Source organism: Neobacillus cucumis (assembly GCF_023715505.1).
Map to the genome: position 1 here is coordinate 37,405 of NZ_JAMBOH010000022.1, position 24,544 is coordinate 61,948.

Sequence of the window (24,544 nt, forward strand, 5' to 3'; positions counted from 1 at the left end):
AACCGTAGAACAGTCACGAAGGGAGGTTCCTTCATGGGTCGCAGCTTGAAAAAAGGACCGTTTGTTGATGATCATTTAATGGTTAAGGTCGAAAAGTTAAATGAAACCGAGAGTAAGCAAGTTATTAAAACTTGGTCTCGCCGTTCTACGATCTTCCCACAATTTATCGGCCACACTATCGCTGTTTATGATGGTCGCAAACATGTGCCTGTATATGTTACTGAAGACATGGTAGGACACAAGCTTGGAGAATTCGCTCCAACTCGTGCTTACAAAGGCCATGGTAATGATGACAAGAAAACAAGACGTTAAGAGAGGAGGGCATCCAAATGCAAGCTAAAGCTGTTGCAAGAACAGTTCGTATTGCTCCTCGTAAAGCACGTTTAGTCGTTGATCTAATCCGAGGTAAGCAAGTTGGTGAAGCGGTGGCGATTTTAAATCTCACTCCTAAGGCTGCTTCTCCAATCGTAGAGAAAGTATTAAAATCTGCTATGGCAAACGCTGAGCACAACTATGAAATGGACATTAACAATCTAGTTGTTGCACAAGCATTCGTCGACGAAGGACCGACTTTAAAACGTTTCCGTCCTCGTGCTATGGGCCGTGCAAGCCAAATTAACAAGCGCACAAGCCATATTACAATCGTTTTAACAGAAAAGAAGGAGGGATAAGCTGTGGGTCAAAAAGTAAATCCAGTCGGTTTGCGTATCGGAATCATCCGTGATTGGGAATCTAAGTGGTACGCAGGTAAAGACTTCGCTGATCTTTTACACGAAGACCTTAAAGTTCGTGAGTATATCACGAAGCGTTTAAAAGATGCTTCTGTTTCTAAAGTAGAAATCGAACGTGCTGCTAACCGTGTGAATGTAACAGTTCATACTGCGAAACCTGGTATGGTTATCGGTAAAGGCGGTACTGAAGTTGAAGCACTTCGTAAAGCATTAAATCAATTAACTGGCAAACGCGTTCATATCAACATTCTTGAAATCAAGAGAGCTGACCTTGATGCTAAACTAGTTGCAGAAAATATTGCTCGTCAATTAGAAAACCGTGTATCCTTCCGTCGTGCACAAAAACAAGCTATTCAACGTGCAATGCGTGCAGGTGCAAAAGGTATTAAAACAATGGTATCTGGTCGTTTAGGTGGAGCTGATATCGCTCGTTCTGAACACTATAGCGAAGGAACCGTTCCCCTTCATACACTTCGTGCAGATATCGACTATGCTACAGCTGAAGCTGATACTACTTATGGTAAGCTAGGCGTTAAAGTATGGATCTATAAGGGAGAAGTCCTTCCTACTAAGAAGAAAAATGCGGAAGGAGGCAAATAATTATGTTATTGCCAAAACGCGTAAAATATCGCCGTCAACACCGTGGAAAGATGCGTGGTCAAGCTAAAGGCGGCACTGAAGTAACTTTCGGTGAATACGGCCTGCAAGCTTTAGAAGCTTCATGGATCACAAACCGTCAAATTGAAGCTGCTCGTATTGCAATGACTCGTTACATGAAACGTGGCGGTAAAGTTTGGATTAAAATTTTCCCTCACAAGCCTTACACTGCTAAGCCACTTGAAGTGCGGATGGGTTCCGGTAAAGGGGCACCTGAAGGCTGGGTAGCTGTTGTTAAGCCTGGAAAAATCATGTTCGAAATCGCTGGTGTTTCTGAAGAAATCGCTCGTGAAGCACTTCGTCTTGCAATGCACAAACTTCCTGTAAAATGTAAGTTTGTAAAACGTGAAGAAATTGGTGGTGAATCAAGTGAAAGCTAATGAACTACGTGAACTTACCACTGCTGAAATTGAACAAAAAGTTAAATCTTTAAAAGAAGAGCTTTTTAACCTTCGCTTTCAATTGGCGACAGGACAACTTGAAAACACAGCTCGTATTCGTGAAGTACGCAAATCGATTGCTCGCATGAAAACAGTTGTTCGTGAAAGAGAAATCAGCGTTAACAAGTAATTATCCGAGAGGAGGTTCACACAATGAGTGAACGTAACCAGCGCAAAGTTTACACTGGACGCGTTGTTTCTGACAAAATGGATAAAACCGTTACTGTTCTAGTAGAAACACATAAAAAGCATCCTTTATACGGTAAACGCGTGAAATACTCTAAAAAGTTTAAGGCTCATGATGAGCAAAACGAAGCAAAAATTGGCGATGTTGTACGCATCATGGAAACTCGCCCACTTTCAGCTACTAAACGTTTCCGTTTAGTTGAAATCGTAGAAAAAGCAGTTATTATTTAATTGTTCGGATAACGCAACATTTCCGAAGGGAGGTTACACACATGATTCAACAAGAATCACGTTTAAAAGTTGCTGACAACTCTGGTGCTCGTGAAGTACTTACGATTAAAGTCCTTGGTGGTTCTGGTCGCAAAACTGCTGGTATTGGTGATGTGATCGTTTGTACAGTAAAACAAGCAACACCTGGTGGCGTTGTTAAAAAAGGTGACGTTGTTAAGGCGGTTATTGTTCGTACAAAGAGCGGTGCGCGTCGTCCTGATGGTTCTTACATTCGTTTTGATGAAAACGCATGTGTCATTATTAAAGATGATAAAAGCCCTCGTGGAACTCGTATCTTCGGACCAGTTGCCCGCGAACTTCGCGACAACAACTTTATGAAAATTGTATCTTTAGCTCCAGAAGTACTATAATTTAAATCCAAATTGCCTTTAAGGAGGTGCTTACGGATGCATGTTAAAAAAGGTGATAAGGTCAGAGTGATCTCTGGTAAGGATAAAGGCAAAACAGGAGTAATTCTTGCTGCTTATCCTAAAGAAAGCCGTGTTCTTGTCGAAGGTGTAAACATCGTTAAGAAACACTCTAAGCCTTCTCAAGTGAATCCACAAGGCGGAATTGTCAGCTTTGAGGCTCCAATCCATGTATCAAATGTTATGCCTATCGATCCTAAAACAGGTAACCCTACTCGTGTAGGTTACACTACGGTTGATGGCAAAAAAGTACGCGTAGCAAAATCCGGTGAAGTATTAGATAAATAGTTTAAAAAAGAAGGGAGGTACAATGAATGAACCGCCTAAAAGAAAAATTTGTTAAAGAAGTAACACCTGCTCTAATGAGCAAGTTCAACTATAAATCAGTTATGGAAGTACCAAAACTTGAGAAAATCGTGATCAACATGGGTGTAGGTGACGCAGTTGCAAATGCTAAAGCATTAGACAATGCTGTTGAAGAGCTAGCAACTATTACTGGCCAAAAACCTGTTGTAACTCGTGCGAAAAAATCTATCGCTGGTTTCCGTCTTCGTGAAGGTATGCCAATCGGTGCAAAGGTTACACTTCGCGGTGAGCGCATGTACGAATTCTTGGATAAATTAGTATCCGTTTCTTTACCTCGTGTACGTGACTTCCGTGGTATTTCTAAGAAAGCTTTTGATGGTCGCGGTAACTACACTTTAGGTATTAAAGAACAATTAATCTTCCCTGAAATTGATTACGATAAAGTAAGCAAAGTTCGTGGTATGGATATCGTTATCGTAACGACTGCAAACACTGATGAAGAATCTCGTGAACTTTTAACTCAATTTGGAATGCCATTCCAAAAGTAATCGTTAAATAAGGGAGGCGAAAACGTGGCTAAAAAGTCAATGATTGCGAAACAACAACGCACGCCTAAATTCAAAGTACAAGAGTACACTCGCTGCGAACGTTGCGGACGTCCACACTCTGTATACCGTAAATTTAAGCTTTGCCGTATTTGTTTCCGTGAATTAGCATACAAAGGACAAATTCCTGGTGTAAAGAAAGCTAGCTGGTAAAACTAGAAGTTGGGAAGGAGGTAAAAATAATGGTCATGACAGATCCTATTGCTGATATGCTTACTCGCATTCGTAATGCGAACATGGTACGTCACGAAAAGTTAGAAGTGCCTGCTTCTAATTTAAAGAAAGAAATTGCTGAAATTTTAAAGCGCGAAGGTTTCGTACGTGATGTTGAGTTTATCGAAGACAATAAACAAGGTATCATCCGTATCTTCTTAAAATACGGTGCAAATAACGAACGTGTAATTACTGGTCTTAAGCGCATAAGCAAGCCTGGACTTCGTGTTTACGCTAAATCAAATGAAGTACCACGCGTACTTAACGGTCTTGGTATCGCATTAGTTTCAACATCTACTGGTGTTGTTACAGATAAAGAAGCTCGTGCAAAACAAATTGGCGGCGAAGTTTTAGCTTACGTTTGGTAATCAGTTTTTGAATGAATGGAGGTGCACTAAATGTCTCGCGTAGGAAAAAAACCAATCGAAATTCCAGCAGGAGTTACGGTTACTTTAAACAACAATACTGTAACAGTTAAAGGACCTAAAGGCGAACTTACTCGTACTTTTAATCCTGATATTGCAATTAACGTAGAAGAAAACACTGTAACAATTACTCGTCCTTCTGACGTGAAAGAACACCGCGCATTACATGGTACAACTCGCGCTGTGATCGCTAATATGGTTGAAGGTGTTTCCACTGGCTTCACAAGAGGCTTAGAATTAATCGGGGTTGGTTACCGTGCCCAAAAGCAAGGTAACAAACTTGTATTAAACGTTGGTTACTCACATCCGGTTGAAATTGAACCTGAAGCTGGCCTTGAAATCGAAGTACCTGCTAATACAAAAATCGTTATTAAAGGTACTGACAAAGAACGTGTTGGTGCATTAGCAGCCAATATCCGTAAAGTTCGTCCTCCAGAGCCATATAAAGGCAAAGGAATCCGTTACGAAGGCGAATTTGTCCGTCGTAAAGAGGGTAAAACCGGTAAGTAATGCCGCATAAGTAAACGAAAGGAGTGACGTAAATGATTACGAAGCAAGATAAGAACGCTAATCGCAAGAAAAGACACGCTCGTGTTCGTGCGAAACTTAGCGGTACTTCTGCTCGTCCACGTCTAAATGTGTACCGTTCAAATAAGCACATTTATGCTCAATTAATCGATGACATGAATGGAGTCACTTTAGCAAGTGCTTCTACAATAGAAAAAGATTTCGGTCTTGAATCTACTAGTAATGTTGAAGCTGCACAAAAGGTCGGAGAATTAGTCGCTAAACGTGCGGTTGAAAAAGGTATCACTGCTGTTGTCTTTGACCGTGGGGGATACCTATATCACGGACGTGTGCAAGCATTAGCTGATGCTGCCCGTGAAAACGGCTTACAATTTTAATAGACAAAGGAGGGACATAAAAAGATGCGTCGTATTGATCCAAACAAACTTGAACTAGAAGAACGCGTAGTAACAGTTAACCGTGTTGCGAAAGTTGTTAAAGGTGGACGTCGTTTCCGTTTCTCTGCTCTTGTAGTAGTTGGGGATAAAAACGGTCATGTAGGTTTTGGCACTGGTAAAGCACAAGAAGTACCAGATGCAATCCGCAAAGCCATCGAAGATGCGAAGAAAAACTTAGTCGAAATACCAATGGTTGGAACTACAATTCCTCACCAAGTAATTGGACGTTTTGGAGCTGGCGAAATTCTATTAAAACCTGCTTCTGAAGGTACTGGAGTTATCGCTGGGGGACCAGTTCGTGCTGTCCTAGAATTAGGCGGTGTTGCTGACATCCTTTCTAAATCACTTGGAACAAACACTCCGATTAACATGGTTCGCGCAACAATTGATGGTTTAAAACAATTAAAACGTGCTGAAGACGTAGCGAAATTACGCGGTAAATCAGTAGAAGAACTGTTAGGATAAGGGGGGAAATCAAATGGCGAAACTTTTAATTACCCTTAACCGAAGCGTAATTGGTCGCCCTGAGGACCAACGTGAAACAGTTAAAGCGCTAGGTTTGCGTAAATTAAATCAAACAGTTGAGCATCAAGATAACGCTGCTATTCGCGGTATGATCAATAAAGTTGCTCACCTTGTAACAGTTAAAGAACAATAATTAATTGTTTTCTTTCATAAGGAGGTGCCAATATGAAACTTCATGAATTAAAACCTGCAGAAGGTTCTCGTCAAGAGCGCAAGCGTTTAGGCCGTGGTATCGGTTCTGGACAAGGTAAAACAGCAGGTAAAGGTCATAAAGGTCAAAACGCTCGTTCTGGCGGCGGTGTACGCTTAGGTTTCGAGGGTGGTCAAACACCTTTATTCCGTCGTTTACCAAAACGTGGTTTTACCAATATCAGCCGCAAAGAATACGCTGTTGTCAATCTTGATGCTTTAAATCGCTTTGAAGAAGGTACAGAAGTTACTCCAGAACTTCTTATCGAAACAGGTGTTGTAAGTAATGAAAAAGCAGGGATCAAAATACTTGCTAAAGGGAACGTAGAGAAAAAGTTGACTGTTAAAGCTCACAAATTCTCCTCTGCTGCTAAGGAAGCTATCGAAGCTGCTGGTGGAACTACTGAGGTGATCTAATGTTCCAGACAATCTCCAATTTTATGCGCGTGGGTGAGATAAGACGTAAAATAGTATTCACCCTTTTAATGTTAGTCGTTTTTCGACTAGGTACTTTTATTCCAGTACCGAACGTAAATGCTGATGTTCTTGCTAATCAAGATAAACTAAGTGTTTTCGGTATTCTTAATACCTTCGGAGGTGGAGCATTAAAACAATTCTCCATCTTTGCAATGGGTATTATGCCGTATATCACTGCTTCGATTATCATTCAGCTTTTACAAATGGATGTAGTTCCAAAATTCACGGAATGGTCCAAGCAAGGTGAATCTGGCCGTCGTAAGATTGCTCAGATTACCAGATACTTTACTGTTGTGCTTGGATTTATCCAAGCATTAGGTATGTCCTACGGTTTTAATAACCTAGCCAGCGGACAATTGATTGAGAATCCAGGTATCGGTACGTATTTATTAATTGCTGTTACATTAACCGCTGGTACATCATTTTTAATGTGGCTTGGTGAGCAAATCACTGAAAAGGGTGTTGGAAATGGAATTTCCATTATCATCTTTGCGGGGATTGCTGCTGGGATCCCATCCACTGTTAATCAAATTTATGTTCAACAGTTTGAGAATGCCGGTGAAGCATTATTCTTACGTATTGTGACGGTTGTTCTAATCGTTATTGCGATTATCGCTATCGTTTTTGGTGTTATTTTTATCCAACAAGCCAATCGTAAAATACCAATTCAATATGCAAAACGTATGGTTACAGGACGTAATCCTGTTGGCGGACAGTCCACACATATGCCGTTAAAGGTGAATGCTGCGGGTGTTATCCCAGTTATCTTTGCGGTTTCATTTATTGTAACTCCAAGAACGATTGCTTCATTTTTTCCAACAAATGATGTAACGCTCTGGATTACAAAAAACCTTGATTATACTCATCCTATTGGGATGACGCTATATGCAATATTAATTATCGCGTTCACTTATTTCTATGCTTTTATCCAAGTTAACCCTGAACAAGCAGCGGAAAACTTACAAAAGCAGAGCGGCTATATTCCTGGTATTCGGCCAGGAAAGAGTACACAGGAATACTTAACTCGCGTCTTATACCGTTTAACCTTTGTTGGTGCCCTATTCTTAACCATTATTGCGATTCTTCCAACTATTTTTATAAAATTAGCGAATTTACCGCAATCGGCTCAAATTGGTGGAACAAGTCTGTTAATCGTTGTCGGTGTTGCCCTCGATACGTATAAACAGCTTGAGGCACAGCTTGTTAAACGTCATTATAAAGGCTTTATAAAATAGGTTTTAGGGACCCTTTGGCCCCTGAAACCCACTTAAAGCACGAGGGGGAATACGTGTGAACATAGTATTAATGGGGCTTCCAGGTGCCGGTAAAGGCACACAGGCTGAAAGAATCGTCGAGGAATACGGCATCCCTCATATCTCGACTGGAGATATGTTCCGTGCAGCGATGAAAGAAGGAACAGACCTAGGCTTACAAGCAAAATCTTTCATGGATAAAGGCGAACTTGTTCCAGATGAGGTAACGATCGGTATCGTTCGTGAAAGACTTAGCAAGGAAGATTGTCAAAAAGGTTTCCTTTTAGATGGATTTCCTAGAACTGTACCTCAAGCTGATGCTTTGGAAAACCTACTAACTGATTTAAATAAAAAGATCGATTATTGTTTAAATATCAATGTTGATAAAAGTATCTTAATGGATCGTTTGACAGGACGTCGGATTTGTAAAGAATGTGGTTCAACCTATCATCTAATCTTTAATCCTCCTGCAAAAGAGGGTGTCTGCGACAAATGTGGCGGAGAACTGTACCAAAGAGCAGATGATAATGCTGAAACTGTTCAGAACCGTTTAGATGTTAATATCAAACAACAAGAGCCATTACTAACTTTTTATGAAACAAAAGGCTATCTTCGTACGATTGATGGCCAACAAGATATACGAAAAGTATTTGCTGATATTCAACAATTACTTGGAGATCTACGTTAATGGTCAATGGTATAACCGTGCGAGCGACTCTCGATAACTCTTCCAATAGCTTCAAAAGTATGTGCTAGAAAATAGCTTTTCTATAGTATTGAGTATGTAGAACCGAGAGTTGGGCAAGACTTACATGAGGAATTACTTATTCTTGCATATGTAGAAAAATATTTGCGGACAGAAGACGAACAATATGGTAATATTATAAGGTTGCTATTGTTGCGCGATTGATAGGTTTGCAATACATTTTCGAACACAATTTTTGATGAAGAAGGGAGACGAGACGATGGCCAAAGACGATGTTATTGAAATTGAAGGTAAAGTACTTGAAACTTTGCCGAATGCGATGTTTAAGGTAGAATTAGAAAATGGTCATACAGTGCTGGCTCATGTTTCCGGTAAAATTCGTATGCATTTTATTCGAATTCTTCCTGGTGATAAAGTAACAGTTGAGCTTTCTCCATATGACTTAACACGCGGAAGAATTACTTACCGCTTCAAATAAAAATGCTTGCTTGCACTCCGTACTATTAAGGAGGTTAGGATAATGAAAGTAAGACCATCTGTCAAACCGATCTGCGAAAAGTGCAAAGTTATCCGTAGACGCGGAAAAGTTATGGTTATCTGTGAAAACCCTAAACATAAACAAAAACAAGGTTAATTTTAAGGAGGTGCGCTCATTATGGCACGTATTGCTGGTGTAGATATTCCACGTGAAAAACGTGTAGTTATCTCTTTGACTTACATTTATGGTATTGGTAAAGCTACTGCACAAAAAGTATTGGCTGAAGCTGGTGTTTCTGAAAATACTCGTGTACGTGATTTAACAGAAGATGAATTAAATAAAATCCGTGACATCATCGACAAATTAAAAGTCGAGGGTGATCTTCGCCGTGAAATTTCTCTTAACATTAAGCGTTTAATGGAAATCGGCTGCTACCGCGGATTACGTCATCGTCGTGGTTTACCGGTTCGTGGACAAAATACGAAAAACAACGCTCGTACTCGCAAAGGTCCTCGTAAGACTGTTGCGAATAAGAAGAAGTAATCGGCAAAGGAGGTTAATTTAAATGGCACGTAAAACTAATACACGTAAACGTCGTGTTAAAAAGAATATTGAATCTGGTATCGCTCATATTCGTTCAACATTTAACAATACGATTGTAACTATCACTGATGTTCATGGTAATGCAATTTCTTGGTCAAGTGCAGGTGCGCTTGGATTTAGAGGTTCTCGTAAATCTACTCCATTCGCAGCTCAAATGGCAGCAGAAACTGCAGCTAAGACTTCCATTGAACATGGTATGAAAACTCTTGAAGTTACTGTAAAAGGACCTGGTGCAGGCCGTGAAGCTGCTATCCGTGCTCTTCAAGCTGCTGGTCTTGAAGTAACTGCTATTAAAGACGTTACACCTGTTCCTCATAATGGATGCCGCCCACCAAAACGTCGTCGTGTTTAATTTTTCTGTATAAGATTCTTATCATGTGTCTATAATGGGATATGATATTAATTATTTGCACTAATACAGAAGATTTATTCCAGTTGTTGTGCACAAAACGGGAACGTATACATGGGGGAATTTCAGTCTAGGAATACCTAATGAAGTTTCGACGTTTTGAAGGAGGGTTATTTGATGATCGAAATAGAAAAACCAAAAATCGAAACGATTGAGATCAACGATGATGCCAAGTACGGGAAGTTCGTCGTAGAGCCACTTGAGCGTGGATATGGTACCACTTTGGGTAACTCCTTACGTCGTATCCTATTATCTTCACTCCCAGGTGCCGCTGTTACATCGATTCAAATCGATGGGGTACTTCATGAGTTCTCAACAATTGAAGGCGTCGTAGAGGATGTAACATCCATCATACTAAACATTAAAAAATTAGCTTTAAAAATCTACTCTGACGAAGAGAAAACACTTGAATTTGATGTACAGGGTGAAGGACCTGTCAAGGCTGGCAATATTACCCATGACAGTGATGTTGAGATTTTAAATCCTGACCTTCATATTGCTACATTAGCTGCAAATGGACATCTTCGCATGCGTTTAACGGCTAAACGCGGACGTGGATATACACCGGCTGAACAGAACAAAAGAGAAGATCAACCGATTGGTGTTATTCCTATTGATTCTATCTTTACGCCAATTTCTCGTGTATCCTATCAGGTTGAAAATACTCGTGTAGGTCAATTATCAAACTATGATAAGCTAACACTTGATGTTTGGACAGATGGAAGCACTGGGCCAAAAGAAGCGATTGCTCTTGGTTCGAAAATTTTGACCGAGCATTTGAATATATTCGTAGGTTTAACCGACGAAGCTCAAAATGCTGAAATTATGATTGAAAAAGAAGAAGATCAAAAAGAAAAAGTTCTTGAAATGACAATTGAAGAACTAGATCTTTCTGTTCGTTCTTATAACTGCTTAAAGCGTGCTGGAATCAATACTGTTCAGGAATTAGCAAATAAGACTGAAGAAGATATGATGAAAGTTCGTAACTTAGGCCGCAAATCACTCGAAGAAGTGAAGGCAAAACTAGAAGAGCTTGGATTAGGCTTACGTAAAGACGACTAGTCAAGCGTTGCTTATATCCGCTTTATGACTTCAACAAAGGAGGGAACCCTTCATGGCATACAGAAAGTTAGGACGCACAAGTGCACAGCGTAAAGCTATGCTACGTGATTTAACTACAGATTTAATTATCAACGAGCGCATCGAAACAACAGAAACTCGTGCGAAGGAAATTCGTTCGACTGTTGAAAAAATGATCACACTTGGTAAGCGCGGAGATCTACATGCTCGCCGTCAAGCTGCTTCTTACGTTCGTAATGAAGTTGCTAATGCTGAAAATGGTCAAGATGCTGTTCAAAAACTTTTCGCTGATATCGCTCCACGTTACCAAGAGCGTCAAGGTGGATACACTCGTATTATGAAACTTGGACCTCGCCGCGGTGACGGTGCGCCAATGGTTATTATCGAGTTAGTTTAATACACTTTAACAGACAACAAGGGCGCTGGACAGTTTACAATCAAACTTGTTCTTTGCCCTTTTTCTGTGTGGAATTTTTATAATTGTCCGACACAAGCCAAACGAGTGTTATGATGAGCGTAACTCCATTATCATGGAGAGATCTTAAGAGTCCAAGTTGATATCGGATATTCATTATGTTGATTTGCCTGATTTCTTGATTCTTTTAATATATCGCATTCACTTGAATGCGTTGATTGAAATACGTCTCGTCTAGCTCATGCACCTCCTCCCATTTCTTTTAGAAATCCCTTTTTCTGCAGTTGAATACGTGCTGCTTAGGGACGAGGTGCAGGCTTTTTTTGTTATATAGAAAGTTCAATTTTTTTTGCAACGAAGAGCGGAGTATAGTCTAGCTAGGGAGAAAAACGAGATGAAAAAGTCAATTGTTTCTCTTAAAGGAGTATCCTTTCAGTATGATACACAGGAACGGTATGCCTTGAAAAATGTAAGCTTTGATATCTATGAAGGGGAATGGCTTGCGATCGTTGGACATAATGGTTCTGGTAAGTCAACGATGGCGAAATTATTAAACGGTCTTCAGTTTCCCCAAGAAGGTGAAATCACCATCTCTAACGTAATGTTGAATGAAGAGACGATATGGGATGTTCGAAAGAAGGTCGGTATGGTCTTTCAAAATCCTGACAACCAATTTGTTGGGACAACTGTACAAGATGATGTGGCTTTTGGTTTAGAAAATAATGGGGTACCCCGAGAAGAAATGGTGCAGCGTGTTGAGGATTCATTAAAAAGAGTGAAAATGGATCAGTTTCTATATCAAGAGCCCCACCATCTTTCAGGGGGACAGAAGCAGCGTGTAGCGATTGCTGGAGTATTGGCATTAAGACCGTCCATTATTATCCTCGATGAAGCCACTTCTATGCTAGACCCAAGGGGGCGTGAGGAGGTATTGGAGACCGTACGTCGTCTCAAACAAGAGAAGTCTCTTACGGTAATTTCCATTACTCATGACCTTGAGGAGGCAGCCAAGGCTGATCGGATTATTGTTATGAATCAGGGAGAAGTATATCGTGAGGGTACTCCGGAAGAAATTTTTGCCATGGATGATCAATTGGTTCAATTGGGTTTGGACATTCCCTTCTCTGTAAAAATGAGCAAAGCTTTTCGTCAAAATGGGATTACACTATCAAAGCATTATTTATCGGAAGAAGAGTTGGTGACAGAGTTATGGACATCTCGCTTCAGAATGTAGAATACCGGTACCAGGCCAACACCCCTTTTGAGCGGCTGGCCATTGAAGATGTTTCAATTGATATCCCAGCTGGCACGTATATGGCGGTTATCGGCCATACGGGTTCGGGAAAATCAACTGTCCTGCAGCACTTAAATGCATTGCTGCAGCCTTCGAAGGGGACTGTAAGAATCGGTGATCATGAAATTAAATCAGGGCAGAAAAATAAACATTTAAAATCGGTCCGACAAAAGGTCGGTATCGTCTTTCAATTTCCAGAGCATCAGCTATTTGAAGAAACAGTTGAAAAGGATATTATTTTTGGGCCTATGAATTTTGGTGTATCTGAAACAGAGGCAAAAGAGCGGGCGCGGCTTGCATTAAAACAAGTGGGTCTTGGGGAGGACATCCTAGAAAAATCCCCATTTGACCTTTCAGGGGGACAAATGCGGCGTGTAGCAATTGCTGGTGTATTAGCGATGGAACCTGATGTGATTGTCCTAGACGAGCCTACAGCGGGGTTAGATCCGAGAGGCCGGAAAGAAATCATGGATATGTTTTATGCACTTCATCAAGAGAGACAGTTATCCACTATACTAGTTACTCATAGTATGGAAGATGCAGCAAGGTATGCCGACCAGATCGTCATCATGCAGCAAGGCAAAGTCGCTAAAAAGGGAACACCTGAGGAAATCTTCTCTTCGCCGGTTGAATTAATGCAAATGGGACTTGATGTTCCAGAAGTAGTCCGGTTTCAGCTCAAATTAGAAAAACAAACAGGCATAAAACTAGATAAAATCTATCTTACAATTGACGAGTTATCGTCTAAAATAACCGAGGTATTAAGCAGAGGTGTTCGCTCATGATGGAAAAAATGATTTTTGGCCGTTATGTACCTGCTGATTCGACCGTCCACAAAATGGATCCTCGATCAAAACTATTAATTATCTTTTTATTTGTCTGTATTATCTTTTTTGCTAATAACTGGATGACTTATGCACTTATTGGTATTTATACTTTTTATATGCTTGGTATGTCGAAGATTCCGGTTCGCTTTTTATACGGTGGACTCAAACCTGTCATATGGCTTGTTTTATTTACATTAGTTCTCCAGTTATTTTTCACGAAGCAGGGTGACCTCCTATTTAAATTTGGTCCATTGGAGATATATGAAGAAGGAGTAAGACAGGGGATCTTTATTTCGCTAAGATTTTTTTTCTTAATCCTCATGACTTCCTTACTAACTCTAACGACTAGTCCAATAGAAATCACCGATGGGATGGAAACACTTTTAAATCCTTTAAAAAAGGTCCGGTTTCCAGTACATGAAATGGCGCTAATGATGTCTATTTCCTTACGGTTTATCCCAACGCTGATGCAGGAAACAGACAAGATTATGAAAGCGCAAATGGCCCGTGGAGTGGAGTTTGACAGCGGACCCCTAAAGGAGCGAATTAAGTCGGTCATTCCACTTTTAATTCCTTTGTTTGTCAGCGCCTTTAAACGGGCCGAGGAGCTTGCAATCGCCATGGAGGCACGCGGTTACCGCGGCGGTGAAGGAAGGACAAAATATCGTCAGCTGAGCTGGAGGACTGTGGATACGCTCCAAATCCTTTTATTAGTTGTTTTAACTATTTTACTAATTCTATTACGGTCATAATGGAGCGAAATAATGCAAAGGTATAAGTCGATTATTTCATATGATGGTTCAGGATTTTCCGGTTACCAAGTTCAACCAAATAAACGGACCGTTCAATCGGATTTGGAAGCTGTCTTAGCCAAAATGCATAAAGGGGAAAATATTAAAGTTTCTGCATCTGGAAGAACAGATGCCGGCGTCCATGCAAAAGGGCAGGTTATACACTTTGATTCTCCACTTCCGATTTCGGAGCAAAAATGGGAATTAGCTCTTAATTCGATGCTGCCGGAAGATATATCTGTTCTTTCTGTCATAAAAGTAGATTCATTGTTTCATGCCCGTTTTGATGTGATTGGAAAAGAATATCGCTATGTCCTGCAGCTTTCGAAAAAGAGGGATCCTTTTCAACGGAATTTCTCTTTTCTATTCCCTTATGATTTAAATATAGAGGCCATGAAGGAAGCTAGCTGCTTTTTCATTGGAACCCATGACTTTACTAGTTTTTGTTCGGCAAAGACGGAAGTAAAGGATAAAATTCGCACCATCGAGACGATTGATTTTTTACTAGAAGATAATTTCCTTACTCTACGTTTTGTGGGCAATGGATTTTTATATAATATGGTGCGTATTCTTACAGGAACGCTATTGGAAGTGGGCAGTGGAAAGCTGAGACCGGAAGAAATGGCGGATATTTTGGTTAAAAAGGACCGCCGCTTTGCCGGAAAAACTGCTCCAGCCCAGGGTCTATACCTCTGGAAAGTATTCTATGAATAAATTTTCTAAAGCAACCCGACCTGGTGTAACATTTTCTTGACATTTAGACCTGTAGTATTTATTATATTAGATGTGCGTGTTTTTAATCCCACGATAAAGCCCCGGAAAGTCTTCATCGTGATTGAAAATATATGATTTGAAAAATTACTGCACAAGGGCATTAGATGTTTATTCCCGGAACAGAATAGAACGCTAATAGCTTTAAAAGTGCGAAAATAATAATCTTTAATGGATTTAATAGGAGGGAAACTCATGCGTTCAACGTTTATGGCAAATGCCAACAATATCGAGCGTAAATGGTATGTGATTGATGCTGAAGGCAAAACTCTTGGTCGTCTTGCTTCTGAAGTAGCTTCAATTTTACGCGGTAAAAACAAACCAACTTTTACACCACATGTTGACACTGGTGATAATGTAATCATTCTTAACGCTTCTAAAGTAGAACTAACCGGTAAGAAATTAACTGACAAGATCTACTACCGTCACACAATGCACCCAGGTGGTTTAAAAACTAGAACGGCTCTTGAAATGCGTACAAACTACGCTGAGAAAATGATTGAGCTTGCTGTTAAAGGCATGCTTCCAAAGAATTCTCTTGGTCGTCAAATGTTCAAAAAATTACACGTGTATGCTGGCAGTGAGCATCCACATCAAGCACAAAAACCTGAAGTTTACGAACTTCGCGGTTAATTTAGAGGGAGGGACAAAAACTATGGCACAAGTTCAATATATCGGTACTGGTCGTCGTAAGAGCTCTGTCGCACGTGTGCGCTTAGTTCCAGGCACAGGTAAAATTGTAGTTAATGGTCGTGAAATTGAAGATTATATCCCATTTGAAGCATTACGTGTTGTTGTAAGACAACCACTAGTTGCAACTGAAACAGTTGGCAGCTATGATGTTCTTGTAAACGTAAGCGGTGGTGGATACACTGGTCAAGCTGGCGCAATCCGCCACGGTATTGCTCGTGCATTACTTCAAGCTGACCCAGAATTCCGTCCAACATTAAAGCGCGCAGGTTTATTAACTCGTGATGCACGTATGAAAGAGCGTAAGAAATACGGTCTTAAAGGTGCTCGTCGTGCGCCTCAGTTCTCAAAACGTTAATCTTTTGCGAACATACAAAGACTCTCAACCTTTTGGTTGGGGGTCTTTTTTACAAATAAAAACCCCAGGCTTGGCCTAGGGATCTAAAAGTATATTTTTTTGACTATTTTTTAATTTGGAAGTTAATTGTCCACTGTCCTTTTTGATTTAGAATTGCATCTGTACTAATTGCCGCATTTGAAGTTGCAGGTATATATTGCGGCATGTTCACCTTGACCACACCTTGATATTTTTGGCTGCTTATTTTTTTATGCTCGGCATCATTCCCCTGAAGACGATTATCCGCAATGGAAATTTCCAGGTTTTTTAACAGCCCTTTCCCGTTTTCATCCATCAAATTACCTTTTGTAGATTCTACGGTATAATACAGAACCATCTCTTGACCGTAGTTTTTGATCGCATAGTTAGTAATCGTAAGTTTGATCCCGCCATTTTCCACGGAACCGACCGTTTTTTCCGGTGCGGCCAAAGCGCTTTGGGAAGAAGCCCATGCTCCCCCAACGAGAAAGCCAAGTAATAAGACAAACCCACCCAAACGATTTGTCATTTTTGAGAAAGCCTTCATTCAATCACCATCCTGAGATTCTTAAAATTCATTTCAAATATAGAATGTCTCCACATTTGGTAAATATTCCTCACCCACCATGGTTAAAAATAATTAATGTGATTTAAATGACCTTTTGCATAATTAAGGAATCTTTTACTCAATATAGAAAAAAGAGTGAGGACCAATAAAGTAGGGTTCTCCCAGAATGGGAAAATTCAGAGACATCCAAAAATAGAGGCAATCACTCTGAACTTATAAGCATAAGGAGGGTCTTTTTTTGAATCGTTATTTAAAAGCGATAATGGTAGCTTTATTGGCGGTCGTATTAATTGTTGGCTGTCAGCAGAAACCTACAAAAAAGCAGGACACTGCCAATAAACAAACCACCAGTTCTAAAAAAGATAAAGGTTTTCCACTTTGGGGGTATGACTTACAACAAACTCGGCATGTCCCTTATAACAAAATTACAAAAGACAATGTGAAGGATTTAGGTATTGTCTGGCAGGCAGATTTGGCAAATTGGGATAAGAAGATTCCTAATGCCTCGGAGGATTTCCCGGTAGTGAAAGATGGTGTCATGTATGTCACGACATCAATGAACCGGGTGTTTGCTATTGATGCCTCAAATGGGAAGAAAATTTGGCAATGGACGCCGCCAAAAGATGTACTTGACCATCTTGACCATGCGGATCTAAGCCTTTTAGAGGTTGTTGCCAGCCGGGGTGTAGCTGTTGCGGAAGGCAATGTGTTTGTCCTTATTGCGGATAATCGCTTAGCCAAACTTAACGCGAAAGACGGAAAATTGATTAAAATGATCAACCTTTGGGATACAGTACCAGGAGCCAAGCTTGAAAACCGATATTATGAAACAATGGCTCCGATGTACTATAAAGGAACTGTCTACGTGGGAAGCAGCGGCGGTGATAATGGCGTTCGCGGCTTTGTGATGGCCTATAAAGCAAGTGACTTGACGCCAGCCTGGAATGGACCCTTCTGGACAGTCCCTGAGAAGGGGGAAGGTTGGGTGAAGGGCAAATATACAGGGGGCGGAGCCGTCTGGGGAGAGATTGCCTTTGACCCGGACACTGACGTGATGTATTTTGGCACGGGTAATCCGGCTCCTGACTTTTTTAAGAAAATACGTCCAGGTAAAAACCCTTATACAGATTCGGTCGTTGCTCTTGAAAGTAAAACAGGCAAATTGATTTGGGCAAATTCAGAGATGGATGAGGAGGACGAATGGGATTATGATGCGACCTCGACTCCGATGATTCTCAATGCTACGGTCAACAACAAAAAGCAAAAAATCGTCGTACACGGCGGAAAGAACGGGAAATGGTTTGCGTGGGATGCCAAAACAGGAGATACCATTTATAATGGCGTTCCATTCGTCAAAATCCAGCACACGTCACAGCCGACGGATCCAAATAAACCCGCGATGCAATGGCCGGGAGCAGAAGGCGGACAAAACTATGCTCCGGAAACTTATGATCCTAAAACGAATTATGTATTGATTCCTGGTATTAATAAGCCATCTTTAGAGGTTGCAGCGAAAGATGAAAATGAAATCGAGCAAAAAAATGGTTTATTCCCAGGAACTGCGATAACGCTGGGGCCAAAAGGTGAAGACATATCCGGTACTATCACCGCCATTGATGTAAATACTGGCAAGCGTGCCTATCAGAATAAGACTAAACAACCAATGCGCGGAGGTTTTACAAGTACGACTACAGGACTTGCTTTTTACGGCGAATTGGATGGAACGGTAAATGCCCTTGATATTAAAACTGGAAAAGTTTTATGGAACATGAAAAGCGGCGGGGCTCAGATTATGATGGCACCGACTATTTATATGGATGGTGGTAAACAATACGTTACTTTTGTTACTGGGACAAAGGTTGTAACCTACGGACTGGGGGGGAATAAATCAGTAGCTCCTTCAAAAGATCCGGGAGGCGCCGATCCAGAAGGCTCAGGGAAAACTGATAACGCCAATCATGGCAGCCACGGGAATAAAGAAAAAGATAAGAAGCAGCCTTCTGCTATGAATGCTGAAGTAATTTACAAAAAAAGCTGTATGTCCTGTCATGGTGGAAATCTAGAAGGAGGGGCAGGCCCTGACCTAAGACATGTTGGTGTATCCATGACTGAAGAAGAGATATTAAATCAAATCATTAACGGAGGCGGACGTATGCCTGGAGGTCTTGTTGATAAGGATCAGGCCGAAGTATTGGCAAAATGGCTGTCTCAGAAGAAGTAATTTAATGGAACCAAGACAACCTGAGTTTACGGACTCAGGTTTTTTTTTGGTCAGGTAAAAAGTATAAAAGTTTTCACCTAGAGAATTGTCCAGTTCCAGCGCCTAGCCCCTCGAGGTCACAAGCATATCCAGTTGCGGCTCCTTGGGACGCAAGTCTAGCCATCCCCTGAAGAAGGCCAAAACCGCCTTCTTGCAGGGGCCGTCTTAACCTTGAGTCCCAGGACAGTCGCCTCCATATTTAGGTCAATCCGTCCAAAAGGTTAAAGAGCAACCTTTCGGCCGGCTCGTCTTGTGCTTGTCGGGGCTGACCAAGGCGCGTTGCGCTTTTCTTAGACTTTAAGGAGTGGTGCCTCCAAGCTTGTCCTTTTTTGCAGCATTTTGCAAAACACGGGCTTATTTTTGGACAACTTCAAGTTGAAATTCTAGTTATTTTGGCGTTTCCGCCGACATAAGATAGTTTCGAAAGGTAAATCAGACACTCCTTTAAAAAATAATCATTTGAAAGTGTCGTGAAAGGGGGGGGGCACATGTGGATAAAGCCTGAGTACGAAGTAATCAATACTTCTTGCGAGGTGACGATGTATTCCTACATCGGCAAGTAGCGCAGACTGCTTGCCTCTTGTTATGATTTTAACTAAAACACAGGGGGTGTGCCAAATGAATCGTTACTCAAAATCACTGATGGGTGTGATGATCGGGGGGGCTACAGCAGGAGGCTGGCTGCTTGTCGATCTCCTGCTTCCTGATCCAATAGGGGACTATTTGCTATTTATCCTGATGGCTGTAGTCAATATGGCGATAGGTTGGCAGGTTGGCAGGTTATTTGGAAAATCGCGGAGTATTGAAAAAAACAATGCCCGCATCGAAGGGAAAGGACTGAAACCAAATTCGAATTAAAGTATTAGGAGCAGCGGCCGGAGGAGGCTTTCCGCAGTGGAACTGTGCCTGTCCCAACTGTCGGGCAGTCCGTGCAGGAAACGCTTCACTCCGGCCGTTATTACAATCTTCGCTTGCGGTAACTGCCAATGAAAAGGACTGGTACCTCATCAATGCAGGACCGGATATTCTCAGGCAAATTGAATCGTTTGCTTCACTAAATGCAGGTCCGGGCATAAGAGAGACCCCTCTTGCCGGTGTTTTTTTAACCGATGCGGAGCTCGACCATACGATTGGGCTATTGTCACTGCGGGAGGGCTCCAGTATGACGATTTATGGGACCAAGATGGTACGAAGCTGCCTGCACTCCGCTTTTCCGGTGTTTCCAATGCTAAAAAACTATTGTTCATGGGAATGGCAGTCTCTAGACCCAGGTATTCGGCAAAGGGTGGGACCATTACATGAAGGAGAAGAAGGAACCATCATCGTTGAGCCGGTTCCCGTTTCGAAAAAACCGCCGCTCTATGCCAGGTCGACCCAGGAGATGGACTGTCAAGAAGATATTTGGGAGGTTGGACTGGTTCTTCATAATGAGGATTCAGGCCGGTGTCTTGCTTTCTTTCCTACATTAGAAAAGATCACTCCGGCTATAGAAGCTAGTTTAAAGAAAGCCGATATTCTGATGGTAGATGGAACTTTTTGGTCGGAAGATGAATTAACCGGGATGGGGGCAGCAACTCGTGACGCAAGAAGCATGGGCCACTTACCGATTAGCGGACCATCAGGCACCTTGGAGTTATTGGCCTCTTTCCCGGCAGACAGAAAAATTCTAATCCACATTAACAACAGTAACCCTATTTTGAAAAAGGACTCAGTGGAGAGGTATACATTGGAGCGGCTTGGTATAGAAGTTGCCTATGATGGTATGGAAATGGAGGTGTGATGATGCTGGAGCAAAAAGGGTTCGTTAGCCGTGATAAAAAAAGGGCAGAGCTTTGGTCGGCGGATGAATTCACGGAGCGGCTAAGGAATGTAGGGCGTTCTTCTTATCATGACAAACATCCATTTCATATAGTGATGCACCAAGGGAACTTAAGCAAAGAACAGATTCGCGGCTGGGTGGCCAACCGATACTACTACCAGAAATCAGTCCCAATTAAAGATGCCGCCATCCTGTCCAATCTGCCGTCAAGGGAACTAAGGCGAGAGTGGATAGGCCGTATTCTTGATCATGACGGAAGGCCTGGAGAAGATGGCGGTATTGAAGCATGGCTGCGGCTGGGAGAAGCGGTAGGATTGTCCCGGAAAGAAGTCGTACGGGAGGAGCATGTTGTCCCGGGTGTTCGATTTGCTGTGGATGCCTATGTGAACTTCGCTAGGACAAAACCGTGGATTGAAGCTGTTGCCTCCTCGCTGACGGAATTGTTTTCGCCTGACCTTATCTCAAAAAGGATAAAAGTTTTTGAGCAGCTGTATCCATGGATTGACCGTTCAGGGCTTGATTATTTTCAAAGCCGCTTAACTCAGGCACCTTGTGATTCGGATGTGGCCCTCAGACTTGTTTTAACCCATTGTCGAACACCGGAAGCACAGCAGCGGGCTGTCAACGCCTTGCGGTTCAAATGTGATGTATTATGGGCACAGCTTGATGCGATCGAAAAGGCCTATGCCCCTAAAACGTGAAATGGGAAGAATAAATGATTGGTGGTGGAGTCTATTTTTGTAGCTGGCAGTCTTCCAAAACTCGCTGCAAAGGCGCGATTAAAATTTGATAAGGTGAGAGAAAAACATCTCCTTTTGCTACCGGAAAAGGTTGTAGTCCTAAACGAAACTGCAGCATCGATCCTTCGTTTATGTGACGGAAGCCGGACCACAAACACCATCACTGAATCCATCTGGACTTCTCTAATGGCAGGCTCAGAAACAAGGAGTTCGGGTGTCTTGCCCGGTTTGAAAACAATGGAGGCTGACATTTCCGAATTTTTACAGGAGATGGCCGTTCAGGGATGGGTGGTGGTTCAGCATGAAAACGAAGAGCCATAGTGCAGTTCAACCCCCTTATTCGCTGCTTGCTGAGTTAACCCATCGCTGTCCTTTGAATTGTCCGTATTGTTCAAACCCTATTGAAATGGCTAAGGAAGCCATGGAACTTTCAACAGAGGAATGGAGCCGGGTCTTGTCCGAGGCCGCCGAATTAGGAGTAGTAGAAGTTCATTTTTCTGGCGGCGAACCGCTTTTGCGAGATGACCTGGAACCCCTTATCAAACACGCTGCTGCATTAGAGATGTATGTCAATCTCATTACAAGCGGCATTGGCTTAACAACGGAAAAGGCGATTCGGCTTAAGGAAGCCGGTTTAGCAAATGTGCAGGTGAGCTTTCAAGCAGCAGAAGCGAAGCTTTCCGATCTTATCGGCGGATACAAAGCCTTTGAGAAAAAACGGGAAGCGGTCACTGCTGTAAAACAGGCAGAAATGCATTTGTCATTAAATGTGGTGTTACACCGAATGAATCTTGATCAGGTGGATGAGATCATTCAGCTTGCGGAAGAAATGGGAGCCGAGCGGTTGGAGCTGGCGAACACCCAGTATTATAACTGGGCGCTGCTGAATCGGGAGAAACTGCTGCCGAGCAGGGACCAGATTGAGCGTGCAAGTGCAGTCTATGAAGCCGCTAAAGCACGACTGAAGCGGAAAATGGAAATTATTTGGGTTATTCCTGATTATTATGCATCTGCACCCAAGCCTTGCATGGGGGGATGGGGCGCTATTGGTCTAACGGTAGCGCCGCATGGAATTGCCCTTCCGTGTCCAACCGCCGGGATAATAAAAGGGTTATCTTTTGAAAATGTCCGTAAGTCATCGCTAGGATATATTTGGTATGAATCAGAATCTTTTAACCGTTTCCGGGGAGAAGAAGGGATGCCCAAAGCTTGTCTTACCTGTGATTTGAGGCACCAGGATGGAGGAGGGTGCCGCTGCCAGGCTTTTGCCTTAACGGGAGATGCTTATGCGACGGACCCAGTCTGCCAATGGGCACCAGAACATCATTTAATTGAGAAAGCTGTACAGGATGCCAACAGCAAACCTGCTGAATCATCATCACGCCTAATCTATCGGAAGTATTCTCAGGATCGATCAGCAATAAAACGGTTATTAAAAAAATAGGGTTGCCAAAGTGGTGCTGGAGGGGACACGTACATACCCTTTAGCACCATTTTTTCGCCTGTGTTCAACTTGTATGCACAGGGTTTCCGGGTGACGGTAAGCCAAATACAGAATTATAAATATATCGTTTTAAATTTTTTAATAAGTCCCCTCCATTTACCTACCATAACGAATCCTTCCCTTTCAAGTCTTTAAGCTTATCCCTTAATTCACCATAAATTCCATGTAAACATGTTATGCCACGGTTAACTTTGTTGTGCTTATGCCTATGAATAAAGGAAATTGAAAATTGGCACCTTTTTAAGCAGAAACTGGGTAACCTAAATATTACCTATATAATTGAAAAGGTAGTGATAAAATGAAGTTTTCAGGAATTGGTCAAATTCATCTGGTGGTCAAGCGGCTCATGCTGGTAAATTTTATTCGCAGTATTGGACAAGGCATCATGGTAGTGGAATTGGCTTTGTATCTTGATGTGCTGGGGTGGAGCACGGCAGCGATTGGCAGTGTGCTTGCTGCAGGAGGATTGCTCGGTGTTGTCCTTGCACCCTTTATAGGTGTTTATAGTGACAGGCTCGGCAGAAAACCGTTTGTCCTTATTTCTGAACTAGTTACCGCTGGATGTGCACTGGTCGGGGTATTAACCACTAACCCAATTTTATTGTCTATTGCGATTACACTTTCCGGATTTGGAAAAGCAGACGCGGGTTCACCCAGTCCATGTGCCCCTGCAGAGCAGGCCTGGCTGGCATCCTTTGTCCCAACAGCAGAACGCGGCAGAGTATACAGTTTGAATAATGCTCTCAGTTTTTTCGGAATGGGGGCCGGAGCAGTGTTTGCTGGGGCTGCCTCCTTTTTAAAAACTGGAGTATCTCCTTATCGCCTTCTATTCTGCTATATTCTCGCTGCATCGTTGATCACAGCTTCCATCATTTTAACCATTCAAAGAGGAGAAGCTGAAAACCGCCAAGGAAACAAAAAAGAGGGACGGAGGAATGAAGAAAAGAAAATCTTGCATGAAGAAAATGCAGCGGTATTGAAGCTTGCAGCCATTAATATACTTAATGGGATTGCCATCGGTTTGACCGGGCCGATGATGTCCTATTGGTTTTCGGCTAAATTTGGGGCAAGCCATGCTCAAATTGGCAGTACACTGGCTGTTACTTTCTTCATGACAGGGGTTACCTCCATTTTACAAGCAAGAATATCTCATAAACATGGGACAATCCGCTCCATTGTTTTCATCCGTTTTATCGGAAGTCTGCTTTTGATTTTGATGCCCTTACTATCATCATACGCACTCGTTTCTGTCATTTATATGCTTCGAACGGCTTTAAATCGAGGTACGCAGGGGGCACAGCAGGCGCTGAGTGTGAGTTTAACACGTAACCAGCGGAGCGGCTTTGCGTCAAGCATCAATCTTTTTTCAATGAGGCTGCCCACCTCCATTGGACCGTATATTACAGGCTATCTTTTTGGATTGGGTTCCCTTTCCCTGCCTTTTTACATAGCCTCAGGTCTACAACTCAGTTTCGCTTATTTATACGGCAGACTTTTTTCTTCTTACGATATTCGCATGAAATCGCATGCTTCATCGGGTTGA

39 protein-coding genes are annotated in these 24,544 nt (G+C 42.1%); 38 read left to right on the forward strand and 1 reads right to left on the reverse strand.

Translation table 11 applies throughout. From position 1 onward, the window contains the following. The first annotated feature begins 33 nt into the window (after window positions 1-33). From rpsS to rpsI, 30 genes are all read left to right on the forward strand, one after another. Window positions 34-312 carry a 30S ribosomal protein S19 gene (gene rpsS / locus M3226_RS23270; RefSeq protein WP_026565526.1) on the forward strand — a complete coding sequence of 93 codons (279 nt, stop codon included), beginning with the start codon at window positions 34-36 and terminating at the stop codon, window positions 310-312. Window positions 313-329: 17 nt separating this feature from the next. Further along, entirely contained in the window at window positions 330-671 is a 342-nt protein-coding gene (gene rplV, locus M3226_RS23275) for a 50S ribosomal protein L22 (protein ID WP_251571050.1), read from the forward strand. A 3-nt stretch (window positions 672-674) separates the two neighbouring features. Then, window positions 675-1,331: a 30S ribosomal protein S3 gene (rpsC, locus tag M3226_RS23280; protein ID WP_251571051.1), complete on the forward strand. Its 657-nt coding sequence runs from the start codon at window positions 675-677 to the stop codon at window positions 1,329-1,331. A gap of 2 nt (window positions 1,332-1,333) precedes the next feature. Then, window positions 1,334-1,768, forward strand: a complete 435-nt coding sequence (rplP, locus tag M3226_RS23285; RefSeq protein ID WP_098533210.1) for a 50S ribosomal protein L16 — start codon at window positions 1,334-1,336, stop codon at window positions 1,766-1,768. Beyond that, window positions 1,758-1,958, forward strand: a complete 201-nt coding sequence (gene rpmC, locus M3226_RS23290) for a 50S ribosomal protein L29 (RefSeq protein WP_098533209.1) — start codon at window positions 1,758-1,760, stop codon at window positions 1,956-1,958. Before rplP ends, rpmC begins: the two co-directional genes overlap by 11 nt. Window positions 1,959-1,981: 23 nt before the next feature. Further along, the gene (gene rpsQ / locus M3226_RS23295) at window positions 1,982-2,245 is read left to right on the forward strand and encodes a 30S ribosomal protein S17 (RefSeq protein ID WP_066094707.1); all 264 of its coding nucleotides are present in this window, start codon (window positions 1,982-1,984) and stop codon (window positions 2,243-2,245) included. Between the two features lie 41 nt (window positions 2,246-2,286). After that, complete coding sequence (rplN, locus tag M3226_RS23300) at window positions 2,287-2,655, forward strand: 50S ribosomal protein L14 (RefSeq protein WP_034676100.1); 369 nt, start codon at window positions 2,287-2,289, stop codon at window positions 2,653-2,655. 36 nt (window positions 2,656-2,691) lie between these two features. Next, on the forward strand, window positions 2,692-3,000 hold the full coding sequence (gene rplX / locus M3226_RS23305; RefSeq protein WP_144568245.1) for a 50S ribosomal protein L24: 309 nt from the start codon (window positions 2,692-2,694) through the stop codon (window positions 2,998-3,000). 26 nt (window positions 3,001-3,026) lie between these two features. Beyond that, window positions 3,027-3,566 (forward strand): 50S ribosomal protein L5, encoded by a 540-nt coding sequence (gene rplE / locus M3226_RS23310; protein ID WP_251571052.1) that lies wholly within the window; start codon window positions 3,027-3,029, stop codon window positions 3,564-3,566. A 24-nt stretch (window positions 3,567-3,590) separates the two neighbouring features. Then, window positions 3,591-3,776 carry a 30S ribosomal protein S14 gene (rpsN, locus tag M3226_RS23315; RefSeq protein ID WP_007085277.1) on the forward strand — a complete coding sequence of 62 codons (186 nt, stop codon included), beginning with the start codon at window positions 3,591-3,593 and terminating at the stop codon, window positions 3,774-3,776. Between the two features lie 29 nt (window positions 3,777-3,805). Beyond that, window positions 3,806-4,204, forward strand: a complete 399-nt coding sequence (gene rpsH, locus M3226_RS23320; protein WP_098533206.1) for a 30S ribosomal protein S8 — start codon at window positions 3,806-3,808, stop codon at window positions 4,202-4,204. Between the two features lie 30 nt (window positions 4,205-4,234). Further along, complete coding sequence (gene rplF, locus M3226_RS23325) at window positions 4,235-4,771, forward strand: 50S ribosomal protein L6 (protein WP_251571053.1); 537 nt, start codon at window positions 4,235-4,237, stop codon at window positions 4,769-4,771. A 32-nt stretch (window positions 4,772-4,803) separates the two neighbouring features. Beyond that, window positions 4,804-5,166: a 50S ribosomal protein L18 gene (gene rplR, locus M3226_RS23330; protein WP_251571054.1), complete on the forward strand. Its 363-nt coding sequence runs from the start codon at window positions 4,804-4,806 to the stop codon at window positions 5,164-5,166. A gap of 24 nt (window positions 5,167-5,190) precedes the next feature. Then, on the forward strand, window positions 5,191-5,691 hold the full coding sequence (rpsE, locus tag M3226_RS23335) for a 30S ribosomal protein S5 (protein WP_251571055.1): 501 nt from the start codon (window positions 5,191-5,193) through the stop codon (window positions 5,689-5,691). 13 nt (window positions 5,692-5,704) lie between these two features. Beyond that, window positions 5,705-5,884 (forward strand): 50S ribosomal protein L30, encoded by a 180-nt coding sequence (gene rpmD / locus M3226_RS23340; protein ID WP_098533198.1) that lies wholly within the window; start codon window positions 5,705-5,707, stop codon window positions 5,882-5,884. Window positions 5,885-5,916: 32 nt separating this feature from the next. Next, window positions 5,917-6,357, forward strand: coding sequence for a 50S ribosomal protein L15 (gene rplO / locus M3226_RS23345; protein ID WP_098533196.1), 441 nt, complete (start codon window positions 5,917-5,919; stop codon window positions 6,355-6,357). After that, window positions 6,357-7,652, forward strand: a complete 1,296-nt coding sequence (secY, locus tag M3226_RS23350) for a preprotein translocase subunit SecY (RefSeq protein WP_251571056.1) — start codon at window positions 6,357-6,359, stop codon at window positions 7,650-7,652. Before rplO ends, secY begins: the two co-directional genes overlap by 1 nt. Before the next feature lie 55 nt (window positions 7,653-7,707). Continuing rightward, window positions 7,708-8,358 (forward strand): adenylate kinase, encoded by a 651-nt coding sequence (locus tag M3226_RS23355; RefSeq protein ID WP_251571057.1) that lies wholly within the window; start codon window positions 7,708-7,710, stop codon window positions 8,356-8,358. A gap of 277 nt (window positions 8,359-8,635) precedes the next feature. Then, window positions 8,636-8,854, forward strand: a complete 219-nt coding sequence (infA, locus tag M3226_RS23360; protein ID WP_034676129.1) for a translation initiation factor IF-1 — start codon at window positions 8,636-8,638, stop codon at window positions 8,852-8,854. 42 nt (window positions 8,855-8,896) lie between these two features. Then, window positions 8,897-9,010: a 50S ribosomal protein L36 gene (gene rpmJ, locus M3226_RS23365; protein ID WP_000868344.1), complete on the forward strand. Its 114-nt coding sequence runs from the start codon at window positions 8,897-8,899 to the stop codon at window positions 9,008-9,010. 21 nt (window positions 9,011-9,031) lie between these two features. Then, entirely contained in the window at window positions 9,032-9,397 is a 366-nt protein-coding gene (gene rpsM / locus M3226_RS23370) for a 30S ribosomal protein S13 (protein WP_098533190.1), read from the forward strand. 22 nt (window positions 9,398-9,419) lie between these two features. Further along, a complete protein-coding gene (rpsK, locus tag M3226_RS23375; protein ID WP_024027886.1) occupies window positions 9,420-9,809 on the forward strand; it encodes a 30S ribosomal protein S11 in 390 nt (129 codons plus the stop codon). Window positions 9,810-9,983: 174 nt separating this feature from the next. Next, complete coding sequence (locus M3226_RS23380; RefSeq protein ID WP_098533188.1) at window positions 9,984-10,928, forward strand: DNA-directed RNA polymerase subunit alpha; 945 nt, start codon at window positions 9,984-9,986, stop codon at window positions 10,926-10,928. Between the two features lie 52 nt (window positions 10,929-10,980). After that, window positions 10,981-11,343, forward strand: a complete 363-nt coding sequence (gene rplQ / locus M3226_RS23385) for a 50S ribosomal protein L17 (RefSeq protein WP_098533186.1) — start codon at window positions 10,981-10,983, stop codon at window positions 11,341-11,343. Between the two features lie 412 nt (window positions 11,344-11,755). Beyond that, entirely contained in the window at window positions 11,756-12,595 is an 840-nt protein-coding gene (locus tag M3226_RS23390) for an energy-coupling factor ABC transporter ATP-binding protein (RefSeq protein ID WP_251571058.1), read from the forward strand. Beyond that, window positions 12,571-13,440: an energy-coupling factor ABC transporter ATP-binding protein gene (locus M3226_RS23395; protein ID WP_251571059.1), complete on the forward strand. Its 870-nt coding sequence runs from the start codon at window positions 12,571-12,573 to the stop codon at window positions 13,438-13,440. Before M3226_RS23390 ends, M3226_RS23395 begins: the two co-directional genes overlap by 25 nt. Then, complete coding sequence (locus M3226_RS23400) at window positions 13,437-14,234, forward strand: energy-coupling factor transporter transmembrane component T family protein (RefSeq protein ID WP_251571060.1); 798 nt, start codon at window positions 13,437-13,439, stop codon at window positions 14,232-14,234. The genes M3226_RS23395 and M3226_RS23400 overlap by 4 nt, the downstream gene beginning before the upstream one ends. A gap of 12 nt (window positions 14,235-14,246) precedes the next feature. Next, window positions 14,247-14,987, forward strand: coding sequence for a tRNA pseudouridine(38-40) synthase TruA (gene truA / locus M3226_RS23405; protein WP_251571061.1), 741 nt, complete (start codon window positions 14,247-14,249; stop codon window positions 14,985-14,987). 252 nt (window positions 14,988-15,239) lie between these two features. Beyond that, window positions 15,240-15,677 (forward strand): 50S ribosomal protein L13, encoded by a 438-nt coding sequence (gene rplM / locus M3226_RS23410; protein ID WP_098533177.1) that lies wholly within the window; start codon window positions 15,240-15,242, stop codon window positions 15,675-15,677. Between the two features lie 22 nt (window positions 15,678-15,699). Then, the gene (gene rpsI / locus M3226_RS23415; RefSeq protein ID WP_098533175.1) at window positions 15,700-16,092 is read left to right on the forward strand and encodes a 30S ribosomal protein S9; all 393 of its coding nucleotides are present in this window, start codon (window positions 15,700-15,702) and stop codon (window positions 16,090-16,092) included. A 103-nt stretch (window positions 16,093-16,195) separates the two neighbouring features. Here rpsI and M3226_RS23420 read toward each other — a convergent pair whose 3' ends face one another. Continuing rightward, window positions 16,196-16,657 carry a hypothetical protein gene (locus M3226_RS23420; RefSeq protein WP_251571062.1) on the reverse strand — a complete coding sequence of 154 codons (462 nt, stop codon included), beginning with the start codon at window positions 16,655-16,657 and terminating at the stop codon, window positions 16,196-16,198. A gap of 259 nt (window positions 16,658-16,916) precedes the next feature. On the opposite strand from M3226_RS23420, the gene M3226_RS23425 reads away from it, so the two are divergent. From M3226_RS23425 to M3226_RS23455, 8 genes are all read left to right on the forward strand, one after another. Beyond that, window positions 16,917-18,899 carry an outer membrane protein assembly factor BamB family protein gene (locus M3226_RS23425; RefSeq protein WP_251571063.1) on the forward strand — a complete coding sequence of 661 codons (1,983 nt, stop codon included), beginning with the start codon at window positions 16,917-16,919 and terminating at the stop codon, window positions 18,897-18,899. Window positions 18,900-19,426: 527 nt separating this feature from the next. Further along, entirely contained in the window at window positions 19,427-19,501 is a 75-nt protein-coding gene (gene pqqA, locus M3226_RS32825; protein ID WP_368731454.1) for a pyrroloquinoline quinone precursor peptide PqqA, read from the forward strand. A gap of 55 nt (window positions 19,502-19,556) precedes the next feature. Then, window positions 19,557-19,796 carry a hypothetical protein gene (locus M3226_RS23430; RefSeq protein ID WP_251571064.1) on the forward strand — a complete coding sequence of 80 codons (240 nt, stop codon included), beginning with the start codon at window positions 19,557-19,559 and terminating at the stop codon, window positions 19,794-19,796. Further along, window positions 19,792-20,718 (forward strand): pyrroloquinoline quinone biosynthesis protein PqqB, encoded by a 927-nt coding sequence (gene pqqB / locus M3226_RS23435; protein WP_251571089.1) that lies wholly within the window; start codon window positions 19,792-19,794, stop codon window positions 20,716-20,718. The genes M3226_RS23430 and pqqB overlap by 5 nt, the downstream gene beginning before the upstream one ends. Continuing rightward, window positions 20,718-21,458, forward strand: a complete 741-nt coding sequence (gene pqqC / locus M3226_RS23440) for a pyrroloquinoline-quinone synthase PqqC (protein WP_251571065.1) — start codon at window positions 20,718-20,720, stop codon at window positions 21,456-21,458. The genes pqqB and pqqC overlap by 1 nt, the downstream gene beginning before the upstream one ends. Window positions 21,459-21,479: 21 nt before the next feature. Beyond that, the gene (gene pqqD, locus M3226_RS23445; protein WP_251571090.1) at window positions 21,480-21,818 is read left to right on the forward strand and encodes a pyrroloquinoline quinone biosynthesis peptide chaperone PqqD; all 339 of its coding nucleotides are present in this window, start codon (window positions 21,480-21,482) and stop codon (window positions 21,816-21,818) included. Beyond that, entirely contained in the window at window positions 21,799-22,941 is a 1,143-nt protein-coding gene (gene pqqE, locus M3226_RS23450; protein WP_251571066.1) for a pyrroloquinoline quinone biosynthesis protein PqqE, read from the forward strand. Before pqqD ends, pqqE begins: the two co-directional genes overlap by 20 nt. A gap of 358 nt (window positions 22,942-23,299) precedes the next feature. Then, the gene (locus tag M3226_RS23455) at window positions 23,300-24,544 is read left to right on the forward strand and encodes an MFS transporter (RefSeq protein ID WP_251571067.1); all 1,245 of its coding nucleotides are present in this window, start codon (window positions 23,300-23,302) and stop codon (window positions 24,542-24,544) included.